The sequence below is a fragment of the Streptomyces sp. M-16 genome (assembly GCF_052114405.1).
In the GTDB taxonomy this organism is placed as follows: domain Bacteria; phylum Actinomycetota; class Actinomycetes; order Streptomycetales; family Streptomycetaceae; genus Streptomyces.
The window spans coordinates 168,952-191,805 of sequence record NZ_JBFRER010000001.1; the positions used below are offsets into that span (position 1 = coordinate 168,952).

23 protein-coding genes are annotated in these 22,854 nt (G+C 72.7%); 14 read left to right on the plus strand and 9 right to left on the minus strand.

The features are described from left to right. The first annotated feature begins 179 nt into the window (after positions 1 to 179). Together AB4039_RS00715 and AB4039_RS00720 are read left to right on the plus strand one after the other, a co-directional pair. The gene (locus AB4039_RS00715) at positions 180 to 584 is read left to right on the plus strand and encodes a BlaI/MecI/CopY family transcriptional regulator (RefSeq protein WP_266845960.1); all 405 of its coding nucleotides are present in this window, start codon (positions 180 to 182) and stop codon (positions 582 to 584) included. 14 nt (positions 585 to 598) lie between these two features. Beyond that, a complete protein-coding gene (locus AB4039_RS00720) occupies positions 599 to 1,540 on the plus strand; it encodes a M56 family metallopeptidase (RefSeq protein ID WP_442269712.1) in 942 nt (313 codons plus the stop codon). A 56-nt stretch (positions 1,541 to 1,596) separates the two neighbouring features. Here the strand turns inward: AB4039_RS00720 and AB4039_RS00725 are convergent, their stop codons facing one another. Then, a complete protein-coding gene (locus tag AB4039_RS00725) occupies positions 1,597 to 2,301 on the minus strand; it encodes an AAA family ATPase (RefSeq protein WP_266845962.1) in 705 nt (234 codons plus the stop codon). 226 nt (positions 2,302 to 2,527) lie between these two features. Between AB4039_RS00725 and AB4039_RS00730 the strand changes: the two genes are divergently transcribed. The 3 genes from AB4039_RS00730 (at position 2,528) to AB4039_RS00740 (ending at position 5,703) form a co-directional block, all read left to right on the plus strand. After that, on the plus strand, positions 2,528 to 4,510 hold the full coding sequence (locus AB4039_RS00730; protein ID WP_266845963.1) for an amino acid transporter: 1,983 nt from the start codon (positions 2,528 to 2,530) through the stop codon (positions 4,508 to 4,510). 74 nt (positions 4,511 to 4,584) lie between these two features. After that, complete coding sequence (locus tag AB4039_RS00735) at positions 4,585 to 5,463, plus strand: helix-turn-helix domain-containing protein (protein WP_442269713.1); 879 nt, start codon at positions 4,585 to 4,587, stop codon at positions 5,461 to 5,463. Between the two features lie 117 nt (positions 5,464 to 5,580). Further along, positions 5,581 to 5,703, plus strand: coding sequence for a hypothetical protein (locus AB4039_RS00740; RefSeq protein WP_266845965.1), 123 nt, complete (start codon positions 5,581 to 5,583; stop codon positions 5,701 to 5,703). Positions 5,704 to 5,873: 170 nt separating this feature from the next. Here the strand turns inward: AB4039_RS00740 and AB4039_RS00745 are convergent, their stop codons facing one another. Next, positions 5,874 to 8,270, minus strand: coding sequence for an Orn/Lys/Arg decarboxylase N-terminal domain-containing protein (locus tag AB4039_RS00745; RefSeq protein ID WP_266845966.1), 2,397 nt, complete (start codon positions 8,268 to 8,270; stop codon positions 5,874 to 5,876). Positions 8,271 to 8,509: 239 nt separating this feature from the next. On the opposite strand from AB4039_RS00745, the gene AB4039_RS00750 reads away from it, so the two are divergent. The 3 genes from AB4039_RS00750 to AB4039_RS00760 all read left to right on the plus strand — a co-directional run bounded on the left by AB4039_RS00750 (position 8,510) and on the right by AB4039_RS00760 (position 10,288). Beyond that, entirely contained in the window at positions 8,510 to 8,701 is a 192-nt protein-coding gene (locus AB4039_RS00750; RefSeq protein ID WP_266845967.1) for a CsbD family protein, read from the plus strand. Positions 8,702 to 8,940: 239 nt separating this feature from the next. Further along, entirely contained in the window at positions 8,941 to 9,786 is an 846-nt protein-coding gene (locus AB4039_RS00755; protein WP_266846073.1) for a class II glutamine amidotransferase, read from the plus strand. A 79-nt stretch (positions 9,787 to 9,865) separates the two neighbouring features. Continuing rightward, the gene (locus AB4039_RS00760) at positions 9,866 to 10,288 is read left to right on the plus strand and encodes a CBS domain-containing protein (RefSeq protein WP_442269714.1); all 423 of its coding nucleotides are present in this window, start codon (positions 9,866 to 9,868) and stop codon (positions 10,286 to 10,288) included. Between the two features lie 68 nt (positions 10,289 to 10,356). On the opposite strand, the gene AB4039_RS00765 is transcribed toward AB4039_RS00760, so the two are convergent. After that, positions 10,357 to 11,478, minus strand: a complete 1,122-nt coding sequence (locus AB4039_RS00765; protein ID WP_442269715.1) for an alkene reductase — start codon at positions 11,476 to 11,478, stop codon at positions 10,357 to 10,359. 206 nt (positions 11,479 to 11,684) lie between these two features. Here AB4039_RS00765 and AB4039_RS00770 point away from each other — a divergent pair, with 206 nt between their 5' ends. Both AB4039_RS00770 and AB4039_RS00775 read left to right on the plus strand, forming a co-directional pair. Continuing rightward, entirely contained in the window at positions 11,685 to 12,077 is a 393-nt protein-coding gene (locus tag AB4039_RS00770) for an STAS domain-containing protein (RefSeq protein WP_266845970.1), read from the plus strand. Between the two features lie 100 nt (positions 12,078 to 12,177). Further along, positions 12,178 to 12,357 carry a hypothetical protein gene (locus AB4039_RS00775; protein ID WP_266845971.1) on the plus strand — a complete coding sequence of 60 codons (180 nt, stop codon included), beginning with the start codon at positions 12,178 to 12,180 and terminating at the stop codon, positions 12,355 to 12,357. Between the two features lie 39 nt (positions 12,358 to 12,396). Here the strand turns inward: AB4039_RS00775 and AB4039_RS00780 are convergent, their stop codons facing one another. Continuing rightward, positions 12,397 to 12,660 carry a hypothetical protein gene (locus AB4039_RS00780; protein WP_266845972.1) on the minus strand — a complete coding sequence of 88 codons (264 nt, stop codon included), beginning with the start codon at positions 12,658 to 12,660 and terminating at the stop codon, positions 12,397 to 12,399. A 338-nt stretch (positions 12,661 to 12,998) separates the two neighbouring features. Between AB4039_RS00780 and AB4039_RS00785 the strand changes: the two genes are divergently transcribed. Continuing rightward, entirely contained in the window at positions 12,999 to 13,778 is a 780-nt protein-coding gene (locus AB4039_RS00785; RefSeq protein WP_442269716.1) for a crotonase/enoyl-CoA hydratase family protein, read from the plus strand. A 192-nt stretch (positions 13,779 to 13,970) separates the two neighbouring features. Here the strand turns inward: AB4039_RS00785 and AB4039_RS00790 are convergent, their stop codons facing one another. Together AB4039_RS00790 and AB4039_RS00795 are read right to left on the minus strand one after the other, a co-directional pair. Then, positions 13,971 to 14,318 carry a DUF3040 domain-containing protein gene (locus AB4039_RS00790; RefSeq protein ID WP_442269717.1) on the minus strand — a complete coding sequence of 116 codons (348 nt, stop codon included), beginning with the start codon at positions 14,316 to 14,318 and terminating at the stop codon, positions 13,971 to 13,973. A gap of 101 nt (positions 14,319 to 14,419) precedes the next feature. Beyond that, positions 14,420 to 15,097, minus strand: coding sequence for a macro domain-containing protein (locus AB4039_RS00795; RefSeq protein ID WP_266845975.1), 678 nt, complete (start codon positions 15,095 to 15,097; stop codon positions 14,420 to 14,422). Between the two features lie 267 nt (positions 15,098 to 15,364). Here AB4039_RS00795 and AB4039_RS00800 point away from each other — a divergent pair, with 267 nt between their 5' ends. Beyond that, complete coding sequence (locus AB4039_RS00800) at positions 15,365 to 16,990, plus strand: ADP-ribosyltransferase domain-containing protein (protein WP_266845976.1); 1,626 nt, start codon at positions 15,365 to 15,367, stop codon at positions 16,988 to 16,990. 453 nt (positions 16,991 to 17,443) lie between these two features. Beyond that, positions 17,444 to 18,760, plus strand: a complete 1,317-nt coding sequence (locus AB4039_RS00805) for a hypothetical protein (protein ID WP_266845977.1) — start codon at positions 17,444 to 17,446, stop codon at positions 18,758 to 18,760. 58 nt (positions 18,761 to 18,818) lie between these two features. On the opposite strand, the gene AB4039_RS00810 is transcribed toward AB4039_RS00805, so the two are convergent. Beyond that, positions 18,819 to 20,663 carry a transglycosylase domain-containing protein gene (locus AB4039_RS00810; protein ID WP_442269753.1) on the minus strand — a complete coding sequence of 615 codons (1,845 nt, stop codon included), beginning with the start codon at positions 20,661 to 20,663 and terminating at the stop codon, positions 18,819 to 18,821. Between the two features lie 531 nt (positions 20,664 to 21,194). Between AB4039_RS00810 and AB4039_RS00815 the strand changes: the two genes are divergently transcribed. Beyond that, positions 21,195 to 22,334, plus strand: coding sequence for an amidase domain-containing protein (locus tag AB4039_RS00815; RefSeq protein ID WP_373916589.1), 1,140 nt, complete (start codon positions 21,195 to 21,197; stop codon positions 22,332 to 22,334). Positions 22,335 to 22,387: 53 nt separating this feature from the next. Here the strand turns inward: AB4039_RS00815 and AB4039_RS00820 are convergent, their stop codons facing one another. Then, positions 22,388 to 22,687 (minus strand): hypothetical protein, encoded by a 300-nt coding sequence (locus AB4039_RS00820; protein WP_442269718.1) that lies wholly within the window; start codon positions 22,685 to 22,687, stop codon positions 22,388 to 22,390. Continuing rightward, positions 22,684 to 22,836 (minus strand): hypothetical protein, encoded by a 153-nt coding sequence (locus AB4039_RS00825; protein WP_266845981.1) that lies wholly within the window; start codon positions 22,834 to 22,836, stop codon positions 22,684 to 22,686. The genes AB4039_RS00820 and AB4039_RS00825 overlap by 4 nt, the downstream gene beginning before the upstream one ends. Positions 22,837 to 22,854: the final 18 nt, after the last annotated feature.

Sequence of the window (22,854 nt, forward strand, 5' to 3'; positions counted from 1 at the left end):
CGCGGGTCGCCGGGGGCGTCCTGGTGGTGAGTGCACGGGATTCCTGTCGTCACGCCGCAGGGGACGGCGGGGGTCATGGGTGAAGGGAGCTCGTGGCACACTCGGGGAAGACCCTCGTCTTCTACGCGCGCGTAGAAGACGAGGGTGACTGTAGAGGATGACCGAGGAGGCGGCCAACATTGGACGGGCACGAACACGCCGGTACCGCGCACGAGGGGGACCGTCGCCTGGCCAACGGCAAACGCGAGGCCGAGGTCGTGGCCGTACTCAGGTCGGCCCCCGGTCCGCTCACGCCCCGTCAGGTGCTGGAGGGCATGGGCGGTGACCTGGCGTACAGCACGGTGGTGACGATCCTGACCCGCCTGTACGACAAGCACGTGCTCACCCGGCGGGCGCACGGCCGCGCCTACGCCTACGCCCCCGCCACGGACGAACCGGGATTCGCCGCCCGGAAGATGCACCAGGCCATGGAAGAGGTGCCCGACCGCGAGCGGGTGCTCACGCGCTTCGTCGACGACCTCTCCAGCGGGGACGAGGCCTTGCTGCGCCGCCTGCTGGGCGGCGACCTCGACGCGGACCGGTAGGCGCGGGTCCCGCCGTGCACCTCGCCGTCTACCTCCCCCTGCTCCTCCCGCTGCTCGCCGCTCCCGGGGCCCGGTGGCTGGACGACCGCCTGCACCCGCGTCCGGCCACGCTGCTCCTGGCGGGGGGCGCGTTGGTGTTCGCCACGGGCAGTACCACCGTGCTCGGGCTCCTGGCCCTGGCGGGCCTGGTCCGCATCCCGGTCGTCGCCCGACTGGCCGAGCTGTCACCGGCCGTGCTCCAGCGCGACGATCCCGCCTCGGTCGCCGTCGCCGTCGTCGCCGCACTGCTCCTACCGGTCGTCGTGGTGGCGGGTTCCCGCTTCGTGTACCGGCGGGTGCGGGCGGTGTGCGCGGCCGTCCTGGAGGCAGCCTGTTTTCCCGGGCAGGACCCGCTCGTCGTCCTGGAGGAGCCGGCCGCGGACGCGTTCGCGATGCCGGGGCTGCCCGGCCGGATCGTGGTGTCCACGGGCATGCTGGCGYCCCTCGACGCCGCCGAGCGCGAGGTCCTCCTCGCCCACGAGCGCGCCCACCTGCGCGCCCACCACTACCTGTACACCGCGGCCGTCCAGCTGGCCGTCACCCTGAACCCGTTGCTGCGACCGCTCGCGGAACAGGTCGCGTACACGCTGGAACGCTGGGCCGACGAGGCCGCCGCCGAGGCGACCGGGGACCGGCGCCGGGTCGCCGTCACCGTGGGGAAGGCCGCGCTGGCGGCCAAGAACTCGGGCGGTCGGCGCCGACTGCCCGCGGCGGCCCTGGGGCTGCTCGGCCGCTCCCCGCGGCGCGGGACGCCGGGGCCCGTCCCCCGGCGCGTGGCCGCACTGCTCGCACCCCCGCCGAAGGGCGGCGGTTGGCGCGGGGCCGCGGCCACCGCCTGCGTCGCGGCCGCCGCTCTGTGCACCGCCGATGCCGTGCAGGACCTCCACGAGGTGGTCAGGAGGGCCGCGGGAGGGTGATCGGGGCGTCACCGGAACGGACTTCCGGACCGTCAGGTCCGGCCGCCCCGGAACCGTCAGGTCCGGCCGCCCCCGAACCGCACCTCGGTGACGCGGTCCCTCAGCCCGCGGTCGAACAGGACCATGGAACCGATGCCGGAAGCCGCGGGCAGGCCCTCGCGCTCGACGCGGGCCAGCAGCCTCGCAAGTCCCCGCCGATGGACTCCGAAGACCCTCCGCGAGGTCACGCGCCGGCGGGAGTGCTGGCCGAGCAGCGCCTCCCGGGGCCCGACGTCGAGCACCACCATGTGCAGGGGACGCCCGGCCCGCAGGGCCGTCCGGGCCAGCCATCGACGCATCCAGGGCCTGCTGCCGCAGTCGTGGACGAGGAGGGGCCCGCCGCCCCGTATCTCCGAACGCAGCCGGCGCAGGTGACCCAGCCGCGCCCACGGCCGGTACACCGCGTACGGGAGCCAGCCGGGCAGCCGCGCCTCGTAGGAGGTACGGGTGGCACGGGGATCGACGACGAGGGCGGCCGAGGACCAGGCGCGCAGCAGGGTGCTCTTCCCGCTGCCGGGGAGCCCGGCCACGACGACCGCCGCGTCGGACGGGTAGGACAGCGTGACGTCCCGGCCGTTGCGGCCCCGCAGATCGACGACCCCCCGCGGAGCCAGGAATCCGGCCGGCCTCCGGGCCGGGCCGTCGTCCCCGCCCGCTCCACCGCCACCGCCACGGCCCGGGGGCCGTACCGTCGCGTGCTCGGTGCCGGGGGAGGTGCTCACAGGTGACGGGCCGTTCGAGTGGGGAGCCGTGGAAACCCCCGAGACTACGCCAGCCGGCACGTCGTCACCCGCCGGGGTTCCGGCGCGGTCGCCACCATGGGACGCCCTTGACCGGATCATGGCTCGGAGGGCCTGCGGCAGCCCTCATACTCGTTGATCGCTGCCGAACCGCGAGCGCAGCGACGGTCGGGCCCGGAACGCCGGGCGGGAAAGGTTGTTGGGGGACATGAAGGACACAGACGAACTGCTCATACCGGAAGTGGTGGACAGTCCGGCACTCCGGCCGCAGGCCGACGGCGGCCTGGGACGGTGGATGCTCCGCCACCGGGTGCAGCCCGTCGGGTCGGCGTCAGGCGAAGGACACGGCGAATCGCACGCCTGGTGGAAGGTGATGTGCCTCACGGGCGTCGACTACTTCTCCAGCCTCGCCTACGTGCCGGCCATCGCCGCGCTCGCGGCGGGCGCCGTGTCACCCCTCGCGACCCTCCTGATCGTGGGTCTCACGCTGCTCGGCATGCTGCCCATGTACCGGCGGGTGACGGGTGAGAGCCCCCACGGCGCCGGATCGGTGGCGATGCTGGAGGACCTCCTGCCGTTCTGGCGCGGCAAGGTGTTCGTCCTGGTCCTCCTCGGCTTCGTGGCCACCTCCTGGATCATCACGATCACCCTGTCCGCGGCGGACGCTTCCGTGCACATCGTGGAGAACCCCTTCTTCCCGCACGCCCTGCACGGCCACGAGGTCGCCATCACCGTGGCCCTGCTCCTGTTGCTGGGCGGGGTCTTCCTGCTGGGCTTCAGCGAGGCGGTGAGCGTGGCGATTCCCCTCGTCGCGGTCTTCCTGCTGCTCAACGCGGTGGTCATCGGAATCGGTACGGTCGAGGTGTTCACCACCCCCGGCGCCTGGTCCGCGTGGACGGACGCGCTCGTCGAGGGCGGAGGCGGCCTCGGTGACGTCGTGGGCCCGGCCCTGCTGGCCTTCCCCCTGCTCGTCCTCGGCCTCTCGGGCTTCGAGACGGGGGTGAGCATGATGCCGCTCGTCGAGGCCGAAGGCGCCGACCCCGAGCAACGGCTGCGGTCGCGCATCCGCAACACCCGCAAGCTCCTGACCACCGCCGCGCTCATCATGAGCGTCTACCTGCTGGCGGCCAGCTTCGTCACCACCGTCCTCATCCCGCACAAGGAGTTCGAACCCGGCGGCGGCGCCAACGGCCGCGCGCTGGCGTGGCTGGCCCACGAACACGTCGGCGAGGCCTTCGGCACCGTCTACGACATCAGCACGATCCTCATCCTCTGGTTCGCCGGAGCGTCGGCGATGGCGGGGCTGATCAACATCGTGCCCCGCTACCTGCCGGACTACGGGATGGCCCCGGAATGGGGACGCGCGGTGCGACCGGTCGTGCTCGTCTACACGGTCCTCTGCGTCGTCATCACCGTCGCCTTCGACGCCGACGTCAACGCCCAGGCCGGCGCCTACGCCACCGGGATCCTCGCCATGATGGTCTCCGGTGCCTTCGCCGTGACCGTCTCCGCCCTGCGCCGTCGCCGGCACGCGGCGACGGCCGGCTTCACGCTGCTCACGGCCGTACTGCTCTACGCGCTGGTGGCCAACGTCGTCGACAAGCCCGACGGCCTCGCCATCTCGGGCATGTTCATCGCGGGCATCATCGTCGTGTCCCTGGTCTCCCGCGTCTCGCGGACCACGGAACTGCGGGCCGACAGCATCGTCTTCGACCTGGCCGCCCGCCGGTTCGTCGCCGACACCCTCGCCCACGACAACGCCGTCAACATCATCGCCAACCGCCGGGAGACCGGGGACAGGGCCGAATACGCCGGCAAGGAGCGGGAGCAGCGCCGGTCCAACCCCGTCCCCGGGCCCGCCGACGTCATGTTCCTGGAGATCGACGTGGTCGACCCCTCCGACTTCAGCGAGACCCTCACCGTGCGCGGCATCGAGGTGGACGGCTACCGGGTCCTGCGCGCCGAGGCGCCGGCCGCGCCGAACGCCATCGCCGCGATCCTGCTCGCACTGCGCGACACGACCGGCGTCAGGCCGCACTGCTACTTCGCCTGGGCGGAGGGGAGCCCGATGCGGCACATGTTCCGCTACTTCCTGCTCGGCCGCGGCGATACGGCCCCGGTCACCAGGGAGATCATCCGCAGGCACGAGCCCGACCCGGAGCGTCGCCCCGGCATCCACGTCGGCGACTGACGGACGGGCGCGCACGGCCCGGCGCGTACGGCCCGGCGCGTACGGACCAGGAGGGGCCGAGGGAGGAGGGGGACATGGCGGGGGTCGCGAAGGCGGGCCCGTGCGTGACCGGTCGGGGAGTCGACGTCACCAGGGTCGGCGGCCGATGGCGGGTGACGCGGCCGTGGCCCGCCGTGCTGCGCCCCTTCGTACACAGCTACGCCGGCTACTGGGAGGCGACGGCGTCCCCCTACCGGGTGAGGCTGGTGCCCACGGGCCGGGCCGTCGTCGTGCTCAGCCTGGCCGAGCCGTTCACCCGCATCCGGCGGCTGGGGGACACGGGCCCGCCCGGCCCGGTGACCGGCTCGCTCGTCGCCGGGCTGGAGGACGGGCCCCGCGTGTGCGACCACCCCGGCGGCCAGGAGGCGATCCGGCTGGAACTGACCCCGCTGGGCGCCTTCCGGCTGTTCGCCGTGCCGATGGGCGAGCTGACCAACCGGGTGGTCGAGCTGTCCGACGTCCTCGGCCCCGGGGCCGCCCTCCTGGTGGAGCGGCTGGCGGCCACCGGGGACTGGGGAGCCCGCTTCGACCTGCTGGACGCCGCGTTGACCGCCCGGCTCGATCGCGGGCCGCGCCCCGCGCCCGAGGTCGGCCACGCCTGGCGGCTGCTGACCCGCGCCGGCGGGGCGATCCCCGTCGGCCGGATCGCGGCCGAAGTGGGCTGGAGCCAGGGCCACCTGGTGCGCCGGTTCACCGAACAGGTCGGCCTGACGCCCAAGACCGCCGCCCGGGTGCTGCGCTTCCACCGGGCCGTGGGGCTGCTCACCCGCGACGGCGCGAACCCCACGGACGTGACCGCCGCCTGCGGCTTCTACGACCAGGCGCACCTCAACCGCGAGTTCCGCGCCCTGGCCGGGACCACCCCCGGCCGGATGGCTGCGGCCCGCGTGGCGGAGGGGGCGCTCGCGCTGTGAGCGGCGAGGTCAAATTCGTCCAAGCCAGGCCGCCGGTACGCCGCTAGTGTCCCCGTTCGGAGTGGATCAGGCACCGGGCCCAGGGGCCGGTGAACCTGACGGAGAGGGGAGTACCCGATGGAGAACCTGCTGCGCATCCTCGTGTCCGGAGCGCTCACGGGAGGCTTGATCGCCGTGGTGGGGACGCTCGGCCGGCGCGGCCGCAGGCGCCGCGAGGGCGGGGACACGAACGGGAGCTGACCTCCCGCCCGCCGTCGCTCCGGCCGTGGACGAGGGGCCCTCCGCCGCCCGCGGTGAGCGGCGGAGGGCGCCGGGGGCGTCCCGTCCCCGGAGCGGCGTACGGCGACGCCCGGCGGCGGCCCGCATCGGCCCGCCGCCGGGCGGTGGGCCCCCGCCCCGGAGGGTCCGCGTCAGGAAGGCGTCCCGACGTCCGTTCCGGTGCCGGGCCTCCCCGGGGCGCTGTCCCCTGCGCCGTCCGTGCGGACGCATTCGATCAGGTAGTCGCCCGTCTCGGGGTCCACGCTCACCCCGTGGGCCTCGCTGTGGAAGCCGGGGAAGGACCGGTCGAAGGCCTCCAGGGCGCGCAGGTAGCGCAGCAGCGGGCCGTCCGGGGCTCCGGTGGACTCTCCGGGCATCAGCACGGGGATCCCCGGCGGGGTCACGGTCACCATGGCCGCCGCCACCCGCCCGGCCGCCTCGGCCAGGCGGACGCGCTCGGTGCCGCCCCGGATCAGCGCTTGGTAGCAGTGGCGGGGCGGCGAGACCGGCTCCGGCAGGTCCTGGAAGGCGGCGTCGAGCGCGCTGATCAGCTCGGCGCGGGTCAGGTGCTCGTGCATCCGCCGGCACAGGGCGGCGAGGGTCGTGCGGCCGTAGCTGCGCGGGAACCGTTCGACCAGTTCCGGGAGGACCCGGTCCAGCGGGGCGTCCGCGTCGTGGAGTGCCTTGAAGTCCATGAGGGCGTCCATCAGGGTGCCCCACTTGCCCTTGGTGATGCCCATCGAGAAGAGGACCAGGGCCGTGTAGCCGTCGGTCTTCTCCACGACGATGCCGCGCGCCGCGAGGTAGGCGGTGAGGATCCGGGCCGGAACGCCCCAGTCGCCGGTCTCGCCGGTGGCCGTCACCCCCGGGCAGGTCAGCGTGACCTTGACCGGGTCGAGCAGGCAGTAGCCCTCGCTCAGCCCGGTGAAGCCGTGCCAGTCGGCGTCCGGCTCCAGGTGCCAGCAGGACGGTTCGCCGGCGAGGAGCGAGGGCGGCGCGTCGGCGAAGGCGAGGCGTTCGCCGGTCGCGGGATCCGTGACCGACTCCGGCTGCCAGACGCCGAAGAACCAGTCCGGCCGGTCTCCGGCGGCGGCGATGCGGCGCCCGGTGCGGACCACGGCCTGACGGAAGCGGATCGCCTCGGTCACGGCCTCGTCGATGAGCCACTGGCCCTGCGGACCGTCCATCATGGCCGTGGCCACGTCCAGGGAGGCGATGGCCGGATACAGCGGCGAGGTGGTGCCGTGCATCATGAACGCCTCGTTGAACCGCTCGTGTTCGACCGGGGCCCGCGGTGACGACCGGACGTGGACCATCGCGCACTGGGAGAGGGCGGCCAGCAGCTTGTGCGTCGACTGGGTCGCGAAGACCGTGGGCCGCCCCGGCTCCGCGCCGGTGTCCGGGAAGGTGTCCGGGCCGACGGCCATCCCGTAGCGCCCCGCGTACAGCGGGTGGAAGCGGGCGTACGCGAACCAGGCCTCGTCGAAGTGCAGCCGCGGAGTGCTCGGAGCGAAGGCCCGCGCGGCCGCGACGGTGTCGTAACACAGGCCGTCGTACGTGGAGTTGGTCAGCACCGCGTACTGGGCCGCGGGGGAGACCGCGCCGGCCGTGAGCGGGTTCGCGGCGATCCTCGCGGCCACCGCCGCCGGGTCGGTCACGGCGGGCGGCAGGGGCCCGGCCAGCCCGTAGCCGTTGCGGGTCGGCACCAGGTACACCGGACGGGCCCCGGAGATCACGAGCCCGTGCAGCACGGACTTGTGGCAGTTGCGGTCCACCAGCGCGATCTCGTCGGTCGTCACGCTGTAGTGGCCCACCATCCGGTCGGCGGTGGAGTCGCCGTGCAGGACGAAGTAGGTGCGGTCGGCACCGAAGACCCGCGCGGCGTTGCGCTCGGCCTCGCCGATCGGACCGTTGTGCTCGAAGAGCGACCCGAGCTCCCCGACGGACACCGACAGGTCGGTGCGGAACAGCCGCTCCCCGTAGTAGTCGAAGAACGCCCGCCCCGCCGGAGACTTGAGGAACGCGACCCCGCCGGAGTGGGCGGGGGTGTGCCAGGAGTACTCGTGGGAGTCCTCGAACCTGCGCAGCGCCTTGAAGAACGGTGGCAGCAGGTCCCGGTGGTAGCCGCGGGCCGCCGTCGCCACCCGGCCCGCGATGAAGGACGGGGTGTCCTCCAGCGGCCAGACGTAGCCGACCACCGTCTCCGAGACCCACAGCGGCAAGCGCTCCAGGTCCTGGTCCGCGTCGTCCGCCATCACCAGGAAGACGGGCAGGTCCTTGAAGCGGCGCCCGATGTGCCGCAGCACCTCCCCGCCCCCGCCCTCCTCGACCGCGCCCCGCGCCGTGCGCGGCAGGTCCCAGGCGACCACGGCCGCCACGAGGCCCGCCTCCGCCTGCAGGGCGCCCCGCGCGTCACGCGCACTCGGCGCCCACCGCAGCTCCAGTCCCTGGTTCTCCAACTCCTTCCCGATCCGACGCAGTTGTTCGACCCCGACACCGCCGCCCATCGGGTTCTCCCGCAGTGCCAGCAGGACCGTACCGTTCGCCATGTCTTCCGCTCCCCGCGCGCAGGGGTACGGCCACCCGTACCTGGCCACAGTCTTGCGGCCCGGCGGGCACCACCGCCGATCTTCTACGGGGCTTCACCCGCAGGTGGGCGCGGCGGCCGGTCGCCATCCCCCCGGGACCCGCGCGGGCGGGTAGGGGCGGGGCGGGCTCGACGTGCGGTATGTCCGGGTATCGCATAATTTGGCAGGCGTTGGACCGACCCACACGTCAAGGAGTTCGCATGGCTGACAAGGGCAAGATGGACCAGGCCAAGGGCAAGGCCAAGGAAGCGGCCGGAAAGATCACCGGCAACGAGCGGATGCAGGGCGAAGGCAAGATGGACCAGGCCAAGGGGAAGGCGAAGGAGGCCACGTCCGAGACGGCGGAGCGGGCCCGCGGCGCCGCCGACAGCCTCCGGGGCAAGAAGAGCTAGCAGGCCCCCCTCGTGACCCGACCGGGCCCGCCCCAGCACGCGGGGCCGGCCCKGTCGGTCCGCGTCCGGCCCGCCGCCCCGGCACCGCACGGGATACCCCGTCCCTCGCGCGCGCCGACCGTCCGCGGGCCACGACCACGGGGCGTCCCGGCGCACCCACCTGCGGTGACGGCGTACCGCAGGGCCGATCGCCGTCACGGAGTTAGGCTCGGATCATGCCGCGGAAGGGGATGGTGCGCATGTGCCGCTGGCTCGCCTACTCGGGTTCGCCCATGCTGCTCGATGCCGTGCTCTACCGTCCGGAGCACTCCCTGATCAACCAGAGCCTGTATGCCCGCATGGGCGCCGAAGCGACCAACGGGGACGGCTTCGGCATCGGCTGGTACAGCGCCGACCCGGCCGGAGACGGTACACCGGCCATCTTCCGGGACGTCGCGCCGGCCTGGAACAACCGCAACCTGCGCGAGCTGGCCGCCCACGTCCGATCGCCCCTGTTCTTCGCGCACGTACGGGCCTCCACGGGCTCGGCCGTTCAGCAGACCAACTGCCACCCGTTCCGGCACGGCCGCTGGCTGTGGATGCACAACGGGGCCATCGCGGACTTCCACCGGCTGCAGCGGGACCTCTGCATGGCGGTCGACCCGGCGCTCTTCCCGTGCATCGAGGGGTCCACCGACTCCGAGGTGATGTTCTACCTGGCGGTCACCTTCGGCCTCGACCAGGACGTCCCGGGCGCGGTGGCCAGGATGGCCGGGTTCGTGGAACGGCTCGGCAAGGAGCACGGAGTACCCGAACCGCTCCAGATGACGGTGGCGGTCAGTGACGGCGAGCGGGTCTGGGCCTTCCGGTACTCCAGCCAGGGCGTGTCCCGGACCCTCTTCTACAGCAGCCGCGCCGATACCGTCCGCGACCTCCACCCGGAGATCGACTACCTCCGCGAGATCTCGGACGCGACCCGCATCGTGGTGTCCGAGCCGCTGGGGGACCTGCACGGTGTGTGGAACGAGCTCCCCGAGGCCAGCTACGTGGTGGTCCCCTCCAGCCTGGAGACGGACTACCTCCCCTTCGTCCCCGAACTCCCCTGACGTCCCCCGGCGCGTGCTTACCCCGTGCGCGGGAGGGTAGGCGCCCGGCACAGGGGCCGGTTCCACAGCGGGAGGTCCGATGACCCGTCGAGTGCACGAGGTGATGACCGGGAATCCGGTGACCGTGGACCGGCAGACGTCACTGGCGGAGGCCGCGAGGGTGATGCGGGACGCCTCCATCGGGGACGTGCTGGTCCTCGACGGCGGCCGGCTCCGCGGAATCGTCACGGACCGTGACATCGTCGTCCGGGCGCTCGCGGAGGACCGGGGCCCCGCCGATACGACGGTCRGCGCGATCTGCAGCACCGAGCCGGTCACGATCGGGCCCGACGAACACGTCGACCGGGCCGTCGAGGTCATGCGGCGGCACGCCCTGCGCCGGCTGCCGGTGGTGGGTGAGGACGGCGGCCTCGTCGGCATCGTCACCCTGGGTGACCTCGAAGTCGAGCGCGATCCGGGCTCGCCCCTCGCGTTCATCTCCGCGGCGGAACCCGAGGCCTGACCCCGGGGCCCGAGGCCTGACCCCGGGGCCCGCCGGACGGACACCGGTCCGGGCGCCCCGCCGCGCCGTCACCGGGACGTCGCGGTCCGCTCCAGCGCGGGGTAGTCGTTGTAGCCCTCGGCGCCGTGCACGTGCATCAGGAACTCGGGACGCAGTTCGTTCAGCGGGGCGCCCGTGCGCAGGCGCTCCGCGAAATCGGGGTTGGCGATGAAGCCCCGTCCCAGGGAGACCAGGTCCGCACCCTCCGCGAGCAGGCGTTCGGCCCGCCGCAGGCCCCCGTCGGCCGCGACCTCCTCGCGCGTGAGCGCGGGGTTGGCGACCAGTGTGCCCGCCCAGGTCCGGCGGATCTCCGCGAAGGCCCCCTCGTCCGGGTCCGCGTGGACCTGGTGCAGGTAGACGGGATCGAGGTCGGCCAGTGCCTTGAGCAGGGCGGGGTAGAGCTCAGGGGTGTCGCCCTCCTCCACCCCGTTGACGGTCGCTCCGGGCGAGACGCGGACGCCGACCCGCTCCGGGCCGACGGCCTCGGCGACGGCCCGCACCACCTCCACGGTGAACCGGATCCGCCCTTCGACGCAGCCGCCCCACGCGTCGGTGCGGAGGTTGGTGTTCTGCGAGAGGAACTGGTGGAGGAGGTGGCCGTTGGCGGAGTGCACCTCCACCCCGGCGAAGCCGGCCGCGACGGCGTTGCGGGCGGCCGTCGCGAAGTCCGCGATCGTGGACCTGATGTCCCGCCCCGTCATCGCGCGGGGCGCGACGGCGTCCTGGAAGCCGCTCGGGGTGTGCAGGGGCTCCGGCAGCGGCACCGCGGAAGGGGCGAGCGGGACGTGTCCGCTGGTGTCGGGATGGCCGACCCGGCCGCCGTGCTGGAGCTGGAGGAACAGGCGCCCGCCGGCCGCGTGCACGGCGTCGGTGACCCGCCGCCAGCCGGCGATCTGCGCCGGGGTGTGGATCCCGGGGATGTGCGGGTAGGACTGGCCGACCGCGTTCGGCGTCGTGGCCTCGGCGATGATCAGACCGGCCGAGGCGCGCTGCGCGTAGTGGGTGGCCATGAGCTCGCCCGGGACCCCGTCGGCCCCGGCGCGGTTGCGGGTGAGCGGCGCCATCACCAGTCGGCTGGGGAGCTCCAGGCCGCCCAGTCGGGCGGGAGCGAAGAGCGGGGATGCGGAGGGGGTCTGCTGCGTCTGGTCCATGCGGGCACCGTAGAACCTCACATCGGTGTCAGGTTCAAGGCCCGGGGCGGGGCTCGGGCCCGCCGCGACCGTTGCGCGCCGGCGGGCGTTCGGGCGCGCCTGGTGCCCGTTGCGGTGGTGGTGGCGTCAGGATGGAGGCCCCCCGCGCCGGGACCGCGCGCGGGGCCGCCGGTGGGAAGGGAAGGCCGCGTGTGAAGCCCTCGTTCATGACGGAGACCGAGTGTCGTGGCAGCACGTTGTCGATCATCGCGACCGGCGATCTCGACGCGGCCGCCGCGCCGGCGCTGCGGGCCTGCCTGTGGGCCGTCGCCGAGGGCCACTCGGTGGTCATGATCGACCTGCACGGGGTGTCCTTCATGGACACCGCCGGCCTGCTGCTCCTCCTCGACGTCCACCGCAGGGCCGAATGCCTCGGCCTGCGGGTGCTGGTCGTCGGCTGGCAGCGCCAGCCGCAGGAGCTGATGGCCGAGGTGGCCCGGATCCCCGGGCCCGGCTCGGCCACCGGGGAGCGCTACGGTCTCGCGAGCTTCCGCCGTCTGGTCGAGCAGCGCGCCCGTGTCCGGAGGGGCGAAGCCGTCGGGGCCCCTCCGCTGGGGTAGGCCGCGGCTTGGGCCCGGTGCCGACGCGGGCCGTCGGCGACGGGGCCGGGTGGAGCAGGCCCGGCTGCGTTCCGGCGGCCGGGCTGGTCGCATCGAGGGCATGAAGGATCCTTTCGGCTGTGACGACCCGTCCCTCCTGGCCCCGGGCGGTGCCGGAGACGACCGCGCGGCCGCCCGCCGCACGGTCGCCGCCCACGCCACCGACCCCGCCGAACTCCTCCTGCTCCTGGACATGCTCGGCCTGCACCCCGACGACGACCCACCCGGAGCCGCCCGATGATCCCCTGACGAGGGCGCCGCCCCGCCCCCGTCCCTCACGTCACGGCCCCTCCTGTGACGGTGCGGGCGGGAGCGGTGCCGTAGAGCGGGGCGGCCAGGACTGGTCGAACGGCGGCGGGCTCCACGGTGCGGGCGCGGCGGGCGGTGCGAAGGGGCCGGCCCGGTTGGCCATGAGGATCAGCATCGTCGCGGTGAAGAGCAGGGAGGCGATGATCAGCGCGAGGCCCAGAGGGTTGTGCGGGTTGTAGTGGTAGCGGTTCCCCCACTTGCTGCGCTTGAAGACGGGCTCGTCGTCACGGTTCACGGGACGGATCCTAGAACGGCCCGCCGCCGCGGTGGCAGGGGCCGGCAGCCTCGTGCCGCCGGGCGCGGGCCTCACCCGGCCGGGTGGCAACGGTGCTGCTCCGGGGGCCGTCTGACGGTGTGCGATCCCGGTGTATCGTTGGCACTGTTCCTGCGGCCGAGACCCTCGGCCGTGAGACCGGCGTTGGTGGTCCAAGGAAAGACACCCCACTTCCCGTGGGGGAATGCAGGTGCAAGGCCTGCCCAGCGCTCGATCAAGGCCCCGGCCTCCTCATGGAGACCGGGGTCTTTCGCTGTGGCACGATCACCCATCATCAGTGTCCGTGGGAGGGGTGCGGGGTGGACGAGAAGGCGACCGTGCGGATCGAGCGGGACGGGCCGGTGTTCACGGTGGTCATCGGCAGGCCGGAGGCGCGCAATGCCGTCGACGGCCCGACGGCGGCCCGACTGGCCGATGCCTTCCGACAGTTCGAGGCCGACGAGGACGCGGCCGTCGCCGTGCTGTGGGGCGAGGGCGGGACCTTCTGCGCGGGCGCCGATCTCAAGGCCGTCGGCACCGGGCGCGGCAACCGGGTCCTCCCGGACGGCGACGGCCCGATGGGCCCCACGCGGATGCGGCTGGGCAAGCCGGTCATCGCGGCCGTCGCGGGCCATGCGGTCGCCGGTGGCCTGGAGCTGGCCCTGTGGTGCGACCTTCGGGTCGTGGAGGAGGACGCGGTCTTCGGGGTGTTCTGCCGGCGCTGGGGCGTACCGCTCGTCGACGGCGGCACGGTGCGGCTGCCGAGGCTCATCGGGGAGAGCCGTGCGATGGACCTCATCCTCACCGGCCGGCCGGTCGGCGCCGCCGAGGCCCTCGCCATGGGGCTGGCCAACCGGATCGTCCCGCCGGGCCGCTCCCGGCCGGAGGCGGAGGAACTGGCCCGCCGGATCGCGGGCTTTCCCCAGCTGTGCCTGCGCCACGACCGCCTCTCGGTCCTCGACCAGCACGGTCTGGGCGAGGCGGACGCGCTCGCCTCCGAGTACCGGCACGGGATCGTCCCGCTCGGTGCCGGCGAGACCCGGTCCGGCGCCGACCGGTTCGCGGCCGGCGCGGGGCGGCACGGCTCGTTCGACGAGTGAGCGCAGGGGCCGGCCCCGGTGCCCCGTCCGGCAGCGGTCCGGCCCCGTCGGCGCCCTGCCGGTCAGGGGCGGCGTCGTAGGGGATGCGGTCCCCGCGCCGCCCCCCTGCCGGCTCCTTCGCGGGGATGACCGCCGGACCTGTTCACGGCATCCGCAGTGCTCCGGTCCGGTCCAGCGGGGCCGGTCCCCGCGTCAGTCCTTCTTCGCCCTCTCCGACGCGGCGGCCACTCTGCGGCACCAGCGGATCACGAGCAGCAGCAGGCCGACCAGGGTGAGCACCCAGAGAGCGGAGAAGGCCCAGATCTGGGCGGGGGAGGAGGTGACCACGGCGCGCACGAAGAACACCGCGCAGACCAGGCCCACAGCGGCGGTGCACGCGCCGAGCCAATGCCGCCGGGGCCAGTGCCCGGCCGATGACCAGGGCCGCAGCCCGCGGTGCAGGGTGCGCAACCGGCGGTCCAGGAGCTGCTCGGTACGCAGCTCCTGCTCGATGCCGTTGAGAATCTCCAGCTCCCGCCGGGAAAGCTCAGGGCCGTCCATGGCAACGCCCCCGTCCTCCAGATGTGTGCCCATTGTCCCTCGTGCGGCGAATCCGCGCGTCCCCGGCCGCCTCGGCGGTGGTCAGGGGCGGCCAGGGGTGGTCAGGGGCGGCGGGCCGGTGTCCGGGGCGGCGTGATGCGTACGGGCTCCTCGACCGGAGCGTTCTCGATGTCGTCGAGCTGTGCGATCACCGTGCGCCGCAGGTCCTCGTAGTCCGCGAAGGAGTGGTCGTTGAAGAGGGTGTGGCCCGTCCACATCAGGTTGGCGCACACCCTGGCCGGGACCCGGCCGGTCCGGGCGCCCATGCCGACGAGGGCCACCGACCGGACGCTGCCGGGCACCAGCTCGTTCTGCCGGTGGACCGCCTGGAACGCGGCCGCGCAGGCCAGGGCCACATTGAGGGTCTCGCTCACGTCCTGCGAGGACGTCTCCATCGTCGGCGTCGAGATCAGGAACTTCGGATTGACCGCCCCGGAGGGCACGCACACCGCGCTGCCCACCGGCAGGCTGCCCCCGAACCCGTCACGGATGGCCCGCTGCACGCGCAACTGGATGCCCGCCCCCAGGTGCCGCTTGACGGCCGCGTCGACCCCGCCGTCCATCCGGCCCCGGGAATTGGTCGGACTGACCCATGCGTCGACCACCTCGTCGAGGATCGACCCCGAGCGGATCTCGACCCCCGGTGTGCCGGCGAAGGCCGCGCGCCACGCCTCCACCACTTCGGCGTTGAGGTCGGTCAACACCACCCTGAGCGACGACTGCGTCAGGTCCACGGCCATGGTCCACTCCCATCGAGATACGGCTTCTCCACTGCTCACGACGTTAGCGCCCCCCACTGACAACGTCCGCTGCGAACGCCGCCCGTGACGTACCGTCACGAAGGCGGCCACTGTCAGGGGCCGCTGTTAGCCTGCCGCCAGATTCCAGTGGACCGGCCCCGGAGACCGACGCCGGAACCGGCGCGGGTCCGCCGGCGGCGCGAGCCGGCCGGTCCGCGACCGCGCCGCCCCTCCCCAGCAGGCTTCTCTCATCGGAGTGACTTCACCATGCGCGACGACAACGTCCCGGCCGAACCCGACACCAACGACCCGCTGGCCCTCGCCGACCTGTTCAAGGGCGGCGGCGAACCGTGGCTCCCGCTCCTGAAACCGGTCATCGAGGCGCAGCCCGACGCGGCCGGCTTCATCGGACCGGGCCGTGACCCGCAGGTCGTTCCCGTCCGCGAACTCACCTTCCAGGCGCTCAAGCCCCACCCGCCGCACAAGTGGAAGGTGGTGATCTTCGGCCAGAACCCGTACCCGCGGCCGGAGAGCGCCACCGGCATAGCCATGTTCGACAACACCTTCCACGACTGGAAGGACAGCCAGTTCGGCCGGGTCGTCAGCATCCGCTGCATCATCAAGGCGGCGGCGATGTGGAAGTACGGCATCCAGAAGAAGACCCCCATCGCCGACGTCCGCGCACTGCTCGGGGAACGGGACACCGTCCAGCCGCCGGAGTGGTTCCAGGCCATGCTCACGCAGGGCGTGCTGCTCCTGAACGCCGCGCTCACCGCCAGCGCCGACGGGGCGACGGGAACCGACCGCCACACCGCCTTCTGGCGCCCGGTCGCCGAGCGGATCGTCGAGGAGATCCTCCGGGCCAAGCAGAACGCCGACGAGGAGGACCGCGGCGTCGTCTTCGCGTGGTGGGGAGCCCACGCCCGCAGCCTGAAGAAGGTCGTCCTGCGTCTCCAGGAGAAGTACCCCGAGGTCGAGGTCCGGCACATCGACCACCCCAACCCGGCGGCCCAGGGCGATGTCTTCTGCGAAGGCGACCATTTCGCCGTGGTGAACGAGGCACTCGCGTCGGTCGGCGCGGTCCCGGTCGACTGGCTGCCGAGCAAGGGGTGGAACGAGGCCGCGGCCGAGTCCGAAGGGACGGACGGCGACGGCGGCGGCGTCGCCGCGCGCATGGGCGCCTTCATCGCGTCCACGATGGAGCTGCACCAGCTCTACCTGGACCGGCTCGCGGGGGTCAAGGACGAGGGACTCGTCCTCCCCGCCATCACCGGTGTCTTCGACACCCCGCTCATGGACTTCCACGAGGCCGTCGCCCCGGTCGCCGAGCTGCTGTCCTCCCTGGACCGGCACGTCGGACTGTCCCACGAGTTCGGCAGGCGACGGGCGCAGACCTCGGCCGGCGGCCTGTCCGCCGACGCGATCGCCGCCCTCCACCTCTACACCTGCGAGTCGGCCTTCTACCGGGAGATCAACGCCGTCCTGCGCACCCCGGACCGGTCCAGGGTCGTCCCGTACCTCCCCTACCTGCGCCTGCTGTTCTCGGCGGTGTCGCAGCTCCCCGTCCGCACGGAACCGCTGTGGCGCGGAGTGTCGCTGGACCTCCGCGCGCAGTACCCGCTCGGCCGCACCGTGACCTGGTGGGGCGTGTCCTCCTGCACGCCCGAGCTCGGTGTGGCCAAGGCCTTCCTCGGCAGCCGCGGCAAGCGGACGCTCTTCGAGGTGGTCCCCGTCCGGGCGGTGGGCATCAGCGAGTTCTCCGCGTTCACGGCCGAGGAGGAGTTCATCCTCTCGCCGGGCACACAGCTCAAGGTGACGGACGTCAGGGCCGAACGCGGCGGCCTGTGCACCGTACGGCTGACCGAGCTGCCCGAGCAGACCCTCGTGTCCTGAGCCGGCGGGGGCGGCGTACGGTCACCGCGTCCGCCGGCCGCGCGCATCATGGCACGGCCCGGAGCGGGCCCGGAGGGGGAGCAGCCGGTACCGGCCATGTCCGCGGAACCGGGGGCGGCCCGGCGACGGCGCGGGGGAGCGGAGGAGCAGGCGGACCCCGCCCCGACCGCCCCGCCCCGAGGGCCTCGGCTCCGGTGCGCACCCCCGGCGCCCCCGTGAGGGCGGCACGCCTGCCCCTGCCGAAGGGCAGGACCGGCGTCGACGCGGTGGCGGCGCCGGCGCGCGCCCCGGGCTTCCCCGGCGGGTTCCCGGGGCGGGGCCGTGGGCTGTGGGTTGGCTGTGAAGCGACGTCGTTGATGGACATGGGTGCGGCAGCTGTGCCGACAAGTTCTATATTCGTACGAACCATCCATGCGCGGCCCTGCTGCGGTGATCAGGGGGGATACGACAGCGATGGCCGAGACCGACCTCGCTTCGCAGAGCGGTGCGGAGCCCCGCAGTGCCCGTAGGGAACGCAAGGAACGCCGCAAGGCGCAGAACCGCAAGCGCCTGGGGATCGGCGCCGCCGTGGTCGCCCTGGGCGGCGGCGCGGCCGCGTACGCCTTCACCCTGGGCGGCTCGGCGGGCTCCACCGGTCACGACGCGAACTTCGCGGCGCCGGCCCCCTCGAACGGGGCGAAGGGGCCCGAGGAGCCCTGGGACGGCAAGGTGAAGGTGCTGGGGGACGGCTCCACCTCGAACACCGGGCCCCAGCCGGGACAGCTCAAGGCCGAGCGGCTCAAGCCCGGCGAGAAGCCGCCGCAGTTCGTGGTGTTCTCCTGGGACGGCGCGCTGGAGGGCGACGACCACCTCTTCTCGCACTTCCGTCAGGTGGCCAAGGACAGCAACGCCCACATGACCTTCTTCCTCACCGGCATCTACCTGCTGCCGGACGCCAAGAAGATGCTCTACAAGCCGCCGCAGCACCCCCAGGGCTCGTCCGCCATCTCGTACCCGACCGTTCCGCACGTGAAGTCCACCCTGGAGCAGCTGCGCGGCGCCTGGGCCGACGGCGACGAGATCGGCTCGCACTTCAACGGGCACTTCTGCGGGCCCAAGGGCGGCGGTGACTGGAGCCCCGCCGAGTGGAAGAGCGAGATCGACCAGACGTACTCCTTCGTGAAGAACTGGAAGACCAACACCGGCTTCACCAAGGAGCCCCCGCTGCCCTTCGACCCGGACCGGGAGGTGGTCGGTGGCCGGGCGCCCTGCCTGGAGGGCCAGAAGAACCTGCTGACCGCGATCAAGCCGTACGGCTGGCGCTACGACGCGAGCTCCTCCGGGGACTTCCAGATGTGGCCGTCCAAGCAGCAGGACATATGGAACTTTCCCCTCCAACTCGTCCCCTTGCAGGGCAAGGAGGCGCAGGTCCTCTCCATGGACTTCAACTTCCTCTACAACCAGTCCGGTGACAGCACCCAGGGGGACCCGACGAAGTTCGCGGCCTGGCAGACGCAGACCCGGATGTCGTACCTCAACGGCTTCAACCGGGTCTACAACGGCAGCCGGGCGCCCATGTTCATCGGCAACCACTTCGAGGACTGGAACGGCGGCATCTACATGAAGGCCGTCGAGGACGTCATGAGGGACGTCTGTCCGCGCCAGGAGGTGCGCTGCGTTTCGTTCCGGGAACTGTCGGACTGGCTCGACGCCCAGGACCCGAAGGTCCTGGCCCAGCTGCGGATGCTCGACCCGGCTCAGGCGCCGGACTGGAAGAAGCTGATCAAGTAGCCGGGCGCGTCGCGGGGCGGGGCACGGGCGGGCGGCGCGCGGTGCGCCGCCCGCCCGCCTACTTCACGGCCTTGACGTAGTCGGCCCACAGCCGCACCGCGCGCTCGCTGCCGGGGGTGCCGGGTGCGTCCCCGCCCAGCCCGGTCAGCGGAAGCGGAATCAGGTCGGTCAGCGACATCCGGTAGACCACGACGGCCGTGGACTCCTGCCCGGTGCTGGCCACGAACCAGCCCGCCGTGTTCGCGGCCGTCGTGCCCGTCTTGCCGGCGGCGCCGGGGCGGGCCTTGCCCGCCGTCTTCGCCGACCCCTCGGTGACGGCGTCCTGCAGGGCCTCCGTCACCGTGCGCGCCGTCTTGGCGGACATCGCCCGGACCGGCTTCGGGGCGTCGAGCGGCACCGCGGCGCCGTTGCGGCTGACCGAGCGCACCGAGTACGGGTCGGTGTGCATTCCGTCCGCGGCGAAGGTCTCGTAGGCGCCGGCCATGCGGATCGCGCTGGGCGTCGAGTTCTCCCCGAGGGCGAAGGCGGGGATCCGCGGGCCCAGGCTCGACGCGAGCAGCCCCGAACGCTCCGCGAACGCCTCCGCCCGGTCGAGGCCGACGTCGAGGCCGAGCTGCAGCATGGGGGTGTTGACCGAGTCGGCCACGGCTTGGCGCAGGGTCACCTGACCCCAGTTGCGGCCCCCGTCGTTGTGCCCCTTGACCACCTTGCCGCTGCGGTCCCAGTAGGGGCCCTCGGGCGTCTGCACGGTGACCTGGTCGTTTCCGTCGTAGGTGGTGGTGGGGGAGAGGGGCGTACGGGCCTTGCCGCGCGTGCGCAGCACCCCCTCTTCGAGCCCGGCGGCGTACACGAGGGGGGTGAAGGCCGAGCCGGCCGGGATCGTCGTCGCGTTCGACTCGTTGAAGCCCTGTTTGAGGTAGTCGGGGCCCCCGTACACGGCGAGCAGGCGCCCGTCGGGGGCGACGCTCGCCGCGCCGGTCTTCGCGTGCTTGTCGGTGTCGGGACGCTTCTCCGCGTCGAAGCCCTTCTGGGCGTTCTGCACGGCGGCGGTCAGCGCCGTCATCCGGGACTGGTCGAAGGTGGTGTAGACCTGGTAGCCGCCGAGGTCGAAGTCGGAGTCCTTGATGTGGCCGGACTTGACCGCGTACTGCTTGGCCAGCTCCACCAGGTAGCCGGTCTGTGCGCCGGGGGTGCCGGAGAGGGAGGTGCCCGAGGGCTCGGGGAAGGTCTTGTACGTGGCGCGCTCGGCGGCCGATATCTGCCCGGTCTCGACCATCCGGTCCAGGATCCAGCTCCACCGTTCGACGGCCCGCGCCCGGTTCTCCTTGCCCAGGGCCGGGTCGAACAGGCCGGCGCCCTTGAGGAGCGAGGCGAGGAAGGCGCCCTCGCTGGCGTTGAGCTGCGAGACGTCCTTGCCGTAGTAGGCCTGGGAGGCGCGCTGGATGCCGTAGGTGCCGCGGCCGAACCAGCTGGTGTTGAGGTAGTCCTGGAGGATCTGCTTCTTGGGCTTCTGGTTGTCCAGCTTCACCGCGAGCAGGAGCTCGGTGAACTTCCTCGACAGGGTGCGTTCCTGGCTCAGGTAGGCGTTCTTCACGTACTGCTGCGTGATGGTCGACCCGCCCTGGGTCTCGCCCCCCGTCACGGCGGCGCGCACGGCGCGCAGGACGCCGGAGGGGGAGACTCCGGGGTCCGAGTAGAAGCTGGCGTTCTCGGCCGCGAGGACGGCTCCCTGGACCTTCGGGGGCACCTTGTCGAGCGGCATCTCCTGCCGGCTGACCCAGCCCGTCCTGGCCATCGTGGAGCCGTCGGCCCAGTAGTAGACGTTGTCCTGCTGCTTGGCGAAGGAGTTCAGGTCGTCGGGTATGTCCGTCGTCGCGTACGCGCAGGCGACGAAGCCCACCATGCCTATGAAGGCGTACAGGCACGCGCCCAGCCACTGGCGCCATGAGGGCACCCAGCGCCGCCAGCCGGTGCGGCCGGGCCTCGGGTAGGCGGGGCGCAGGCGCCGCAGCCACGGGCGCGCCGCGGCGACGGCCCGGGTGGCGGCCGAGGTGGCGGCGCCGACGAGGGCCGGGGGGAGGGTGATGCGCCGGCCGGCCGTCGCGCGGGGCTTGCGACGGGAACCGGAACTTCCGCGACGGCCCGAGGGGGCGCCACCGCCGCTGTCCGGAACCACCCTTCTGTCCCGTGATCGGCCTCTTCCAGCCCTTTCCTGCCTGCCCACTGCGCATGCCCTTTCCGCTGCTCTTGACCCACACCCTAGAGGCACTTGCTGTGGGGTCGCCCAGCGACCGAACGTGTCCGTTTCCGTACGGGTGAGTAGGGATACGTGCCGTCGGTCCGGTCACACAAACGGAACGGAACGAAGGGGTCGTCAAGTTGTGCGAAAATTCCGTGCCTCGGTTCGAGTGGACCGGGTGACAAGGGGAAAATAGTGATACCAAAGAGGTTCAGGCTCGCCGCCGGCGCGGCCCTGACCGTGGGCGTGGTGACCGCAGGTCTGCTCGCTTCCTCTGCGAGTGCGGAATCCGGCCCCAAAGCAGCCGACCGGAAGACGGTCGACACCTTCGGGCGCCTTGCGGGCGACGTACTGTCGCAGCGCTCCGATGCCCTGGTCGAGGACCAGGGAGGGCATCGCAATTCGGGCCGTAACGCCGCGAAGAGCCGCATGTCGGCCCAGTTGGCGAAGGACGAGGACTCCGCGCTCTCGTCRCTGAAGTCCCGCAGGACCCGGCTCGCGGACCTCGGTGAGGCCTACACGAAGGCCGACACCAAGGTGACCGTGGAGAAGGCCACGGTCACCGGCGGGAAGGCCACCGTCGAGGTCACCGAGCAGACCACGCTCACGTACAAGAAGCTGCGCGGGGACGAGCCGGCGACGACCGACTTCCGGACCCGGTACGAGCTCAAGCTCACCAGCAAGAAGGGCGGTGCCTGGGAGCTGAACTCGATCAAGTCCCAGGAGAACGGCCCGGTCGCGGTGAACGAGCCCGTGGCGGCCAAGGCGAACGTGGTCAAGGACGACGGCAACCAGTACCCGGACGGCACGCCCGCGTCCACCAAGTACCCGGCGCCGGCGAAGCCCAAGGCCAAGACCGGCGGTGCCTACGACTACGCGGCCATGGCGAAGTACGCCGAGAAGTACTGGAGCAACTACAACCCGGCCTACCGGAAGTTCTCCGGCGCGGGTGGTGACTGCACCAACTTCATCAGCCAGGCGCTGAAGGCGGGTGGCTGGAAGGCCGTTCCGGGCTCCACCTCGGACTACCGCAACTGGTGGTACGACGGGGCCAAGCAGTCCGACTCCTGGGTCGGGGCGAACGAGTGGGCCTGGTTCACGCTGTCCAACCAGCGGGCGGCCAACCTGGCCAACGTCTACCAGACGGACGTCGGTGACATCGTGCAGGTGGACTTCAACAAGGACGGGTCCAAGGACCACTCCATGATGGTGACCTACCGCAGCAGCGCGGGTATGCCGTACGTCACGTACCACTCCACGAACACCTACCGGAAGTCGCTCGCGAGCCTCATCGCGTCCTACCCGGACGCGGTGTACTACGCGTACCGCACCTGACCGGTACTCCTCGGCTCCTCCCGTCGCGGAACTCCGCGGCGGGAGGAGCCGGTTCACGGCGTCTCCGGTTCCCGGACGAGCCGCCGCGCGATGTCGGCGGACGAGATCACGACCCGGTCCTCCAGCTCCCGCGCGGCGGGGACGGCCGACGGCGCCGAGGCGAGCAGCACGGGAGCCTTGCGCAGGGTCCCCCACGCACGCGCCGCCGGCGCGGCCGCGRCGGCGCCGGCCCACCCGGCCGGGCCCGGCCCGTCGTCGACCACGGACACCAGGCTGCCGGCGCCCACGAACCCCGTGACCGGCTCCAGATCGAACGGGTACGGCCGCGAGGGCACGAAGAGCTGGACGGTCACGCCCGTGGCCGCCAGGGCGCGCGCGGGGGGTGCGTCGTCCCGGGCCGCCGGCCGGCGGCGGACAGCTCCGGCAGGCGCTCCTCGAAGACCCGGATGGCCGGCATCCGTTCCACGTCCTGCAGGTCCGGACCGCTTCCGGCGGCTTCCATCTGCTGAGGTCTCCTTGT

Coding starts and splice junctions, on each gene's coding strand:
- AB4039_RS00730 (WP_266845963.1), top strand. CDS start 2,528: ATGAAGGACACAGACGAACTGCTCATACCGGAAGTGGTGGACAGTCCG.
- AB4039_RS00735 (WP_442269713.1), top strand. CDS start 4,585: ATGGCGGGGGTCGCGAAGGCGGGCCCGTGCGTGACCGGTCGGGGAGTC.
- AB4039_RS00740 (WP_266845965.1), top strand. CDS start 5,581: ATGGAGAACCTGCTGCGCATCCTCGTGTCCGGAGCGCTCACGGGAGGC.
- AB4039_RS00745 (WP_266845966.1), bottom strand. CDS start 8,270: ATGGCGAACGGTACGGTCCTGCTGGCACTGCGGGAGAACCCGATGGGC.
- AB4039_RS00750 (WP_266845967.1), top strand. CDS start 8,510: ATGGCTGACAAGGGCAAGATGGACCAGGCCAAGGGCAAGGCCAAGGAA.
- AB4039_RS00755 (WP_266846073.1), top strand. CDS start 8,941: ATGTGCCGCTGGCTCGCCTACTCGGGTTCGCCCATGCTGCTCGATGCC.
- AB4039_RS00765 (WP_442269715.1), bottom strand. CDS start 11,478: ATGGACCAGACGCAGCAGACCCCCTCCGCATCCCCGCTCTTCGCTCCC.
- AB4039_RS00770 (WP_266845970.1), top strand. CDS start 11,685: ATGACGGAGACCGAGTGTCGTGGCAGCACGTTGTCGATCATCGCGACC.
- AB4039_RS00775 (WP_266845971.1), top strand. CDS start 12,178: ATGAAGGATCCTTTCGGCTGTGACGACCCGTCCCTCCTGGCCCCGGGC.
- AB4039_RS00790 (WP_442269717.1), bottom strand. CDS start 14,318: ATGGACGGCCCTGAGCTTTCCCGGCGGGAGCTGGAGATTCTCAACGGC.
- AB4039_RS00795 (WP_266845975.1), bottom strand. CDS start 15,097: ATGGCCGTGGACCTGACGCAGTCGTCGCTCAGGGTGGTGTTGACCGAC.
- AB4039_RS00800 (WP_266845976.1), top strand. CDS start 15,365: ATGCGCGACGACAACGTCCCGGCCGAACCCGACACCAACGACCCGCTG.
- AB4039_RS00805 (WP_266845977.1), top strand. CDS start 17,444: ATGGCCGAGACCGACCTCGCTTCGCAGAGCGGTGCGGAGCCCCGCAGT.
- AB4039_RS00810 (WP_442269753.1), bottom strand. CDS start 20,663: ATGGTGGGCTTCGTCGCCTGCGCGTACGCGACGACGGACATACCCGAC.
- AB4039_RS00825 (WP_266845981.1), bottom strand. CDS start 22,836: ATGGAAGCCGCCGGAAGCGGTCCGGACCTGCAGGACGTGGAACGGATG.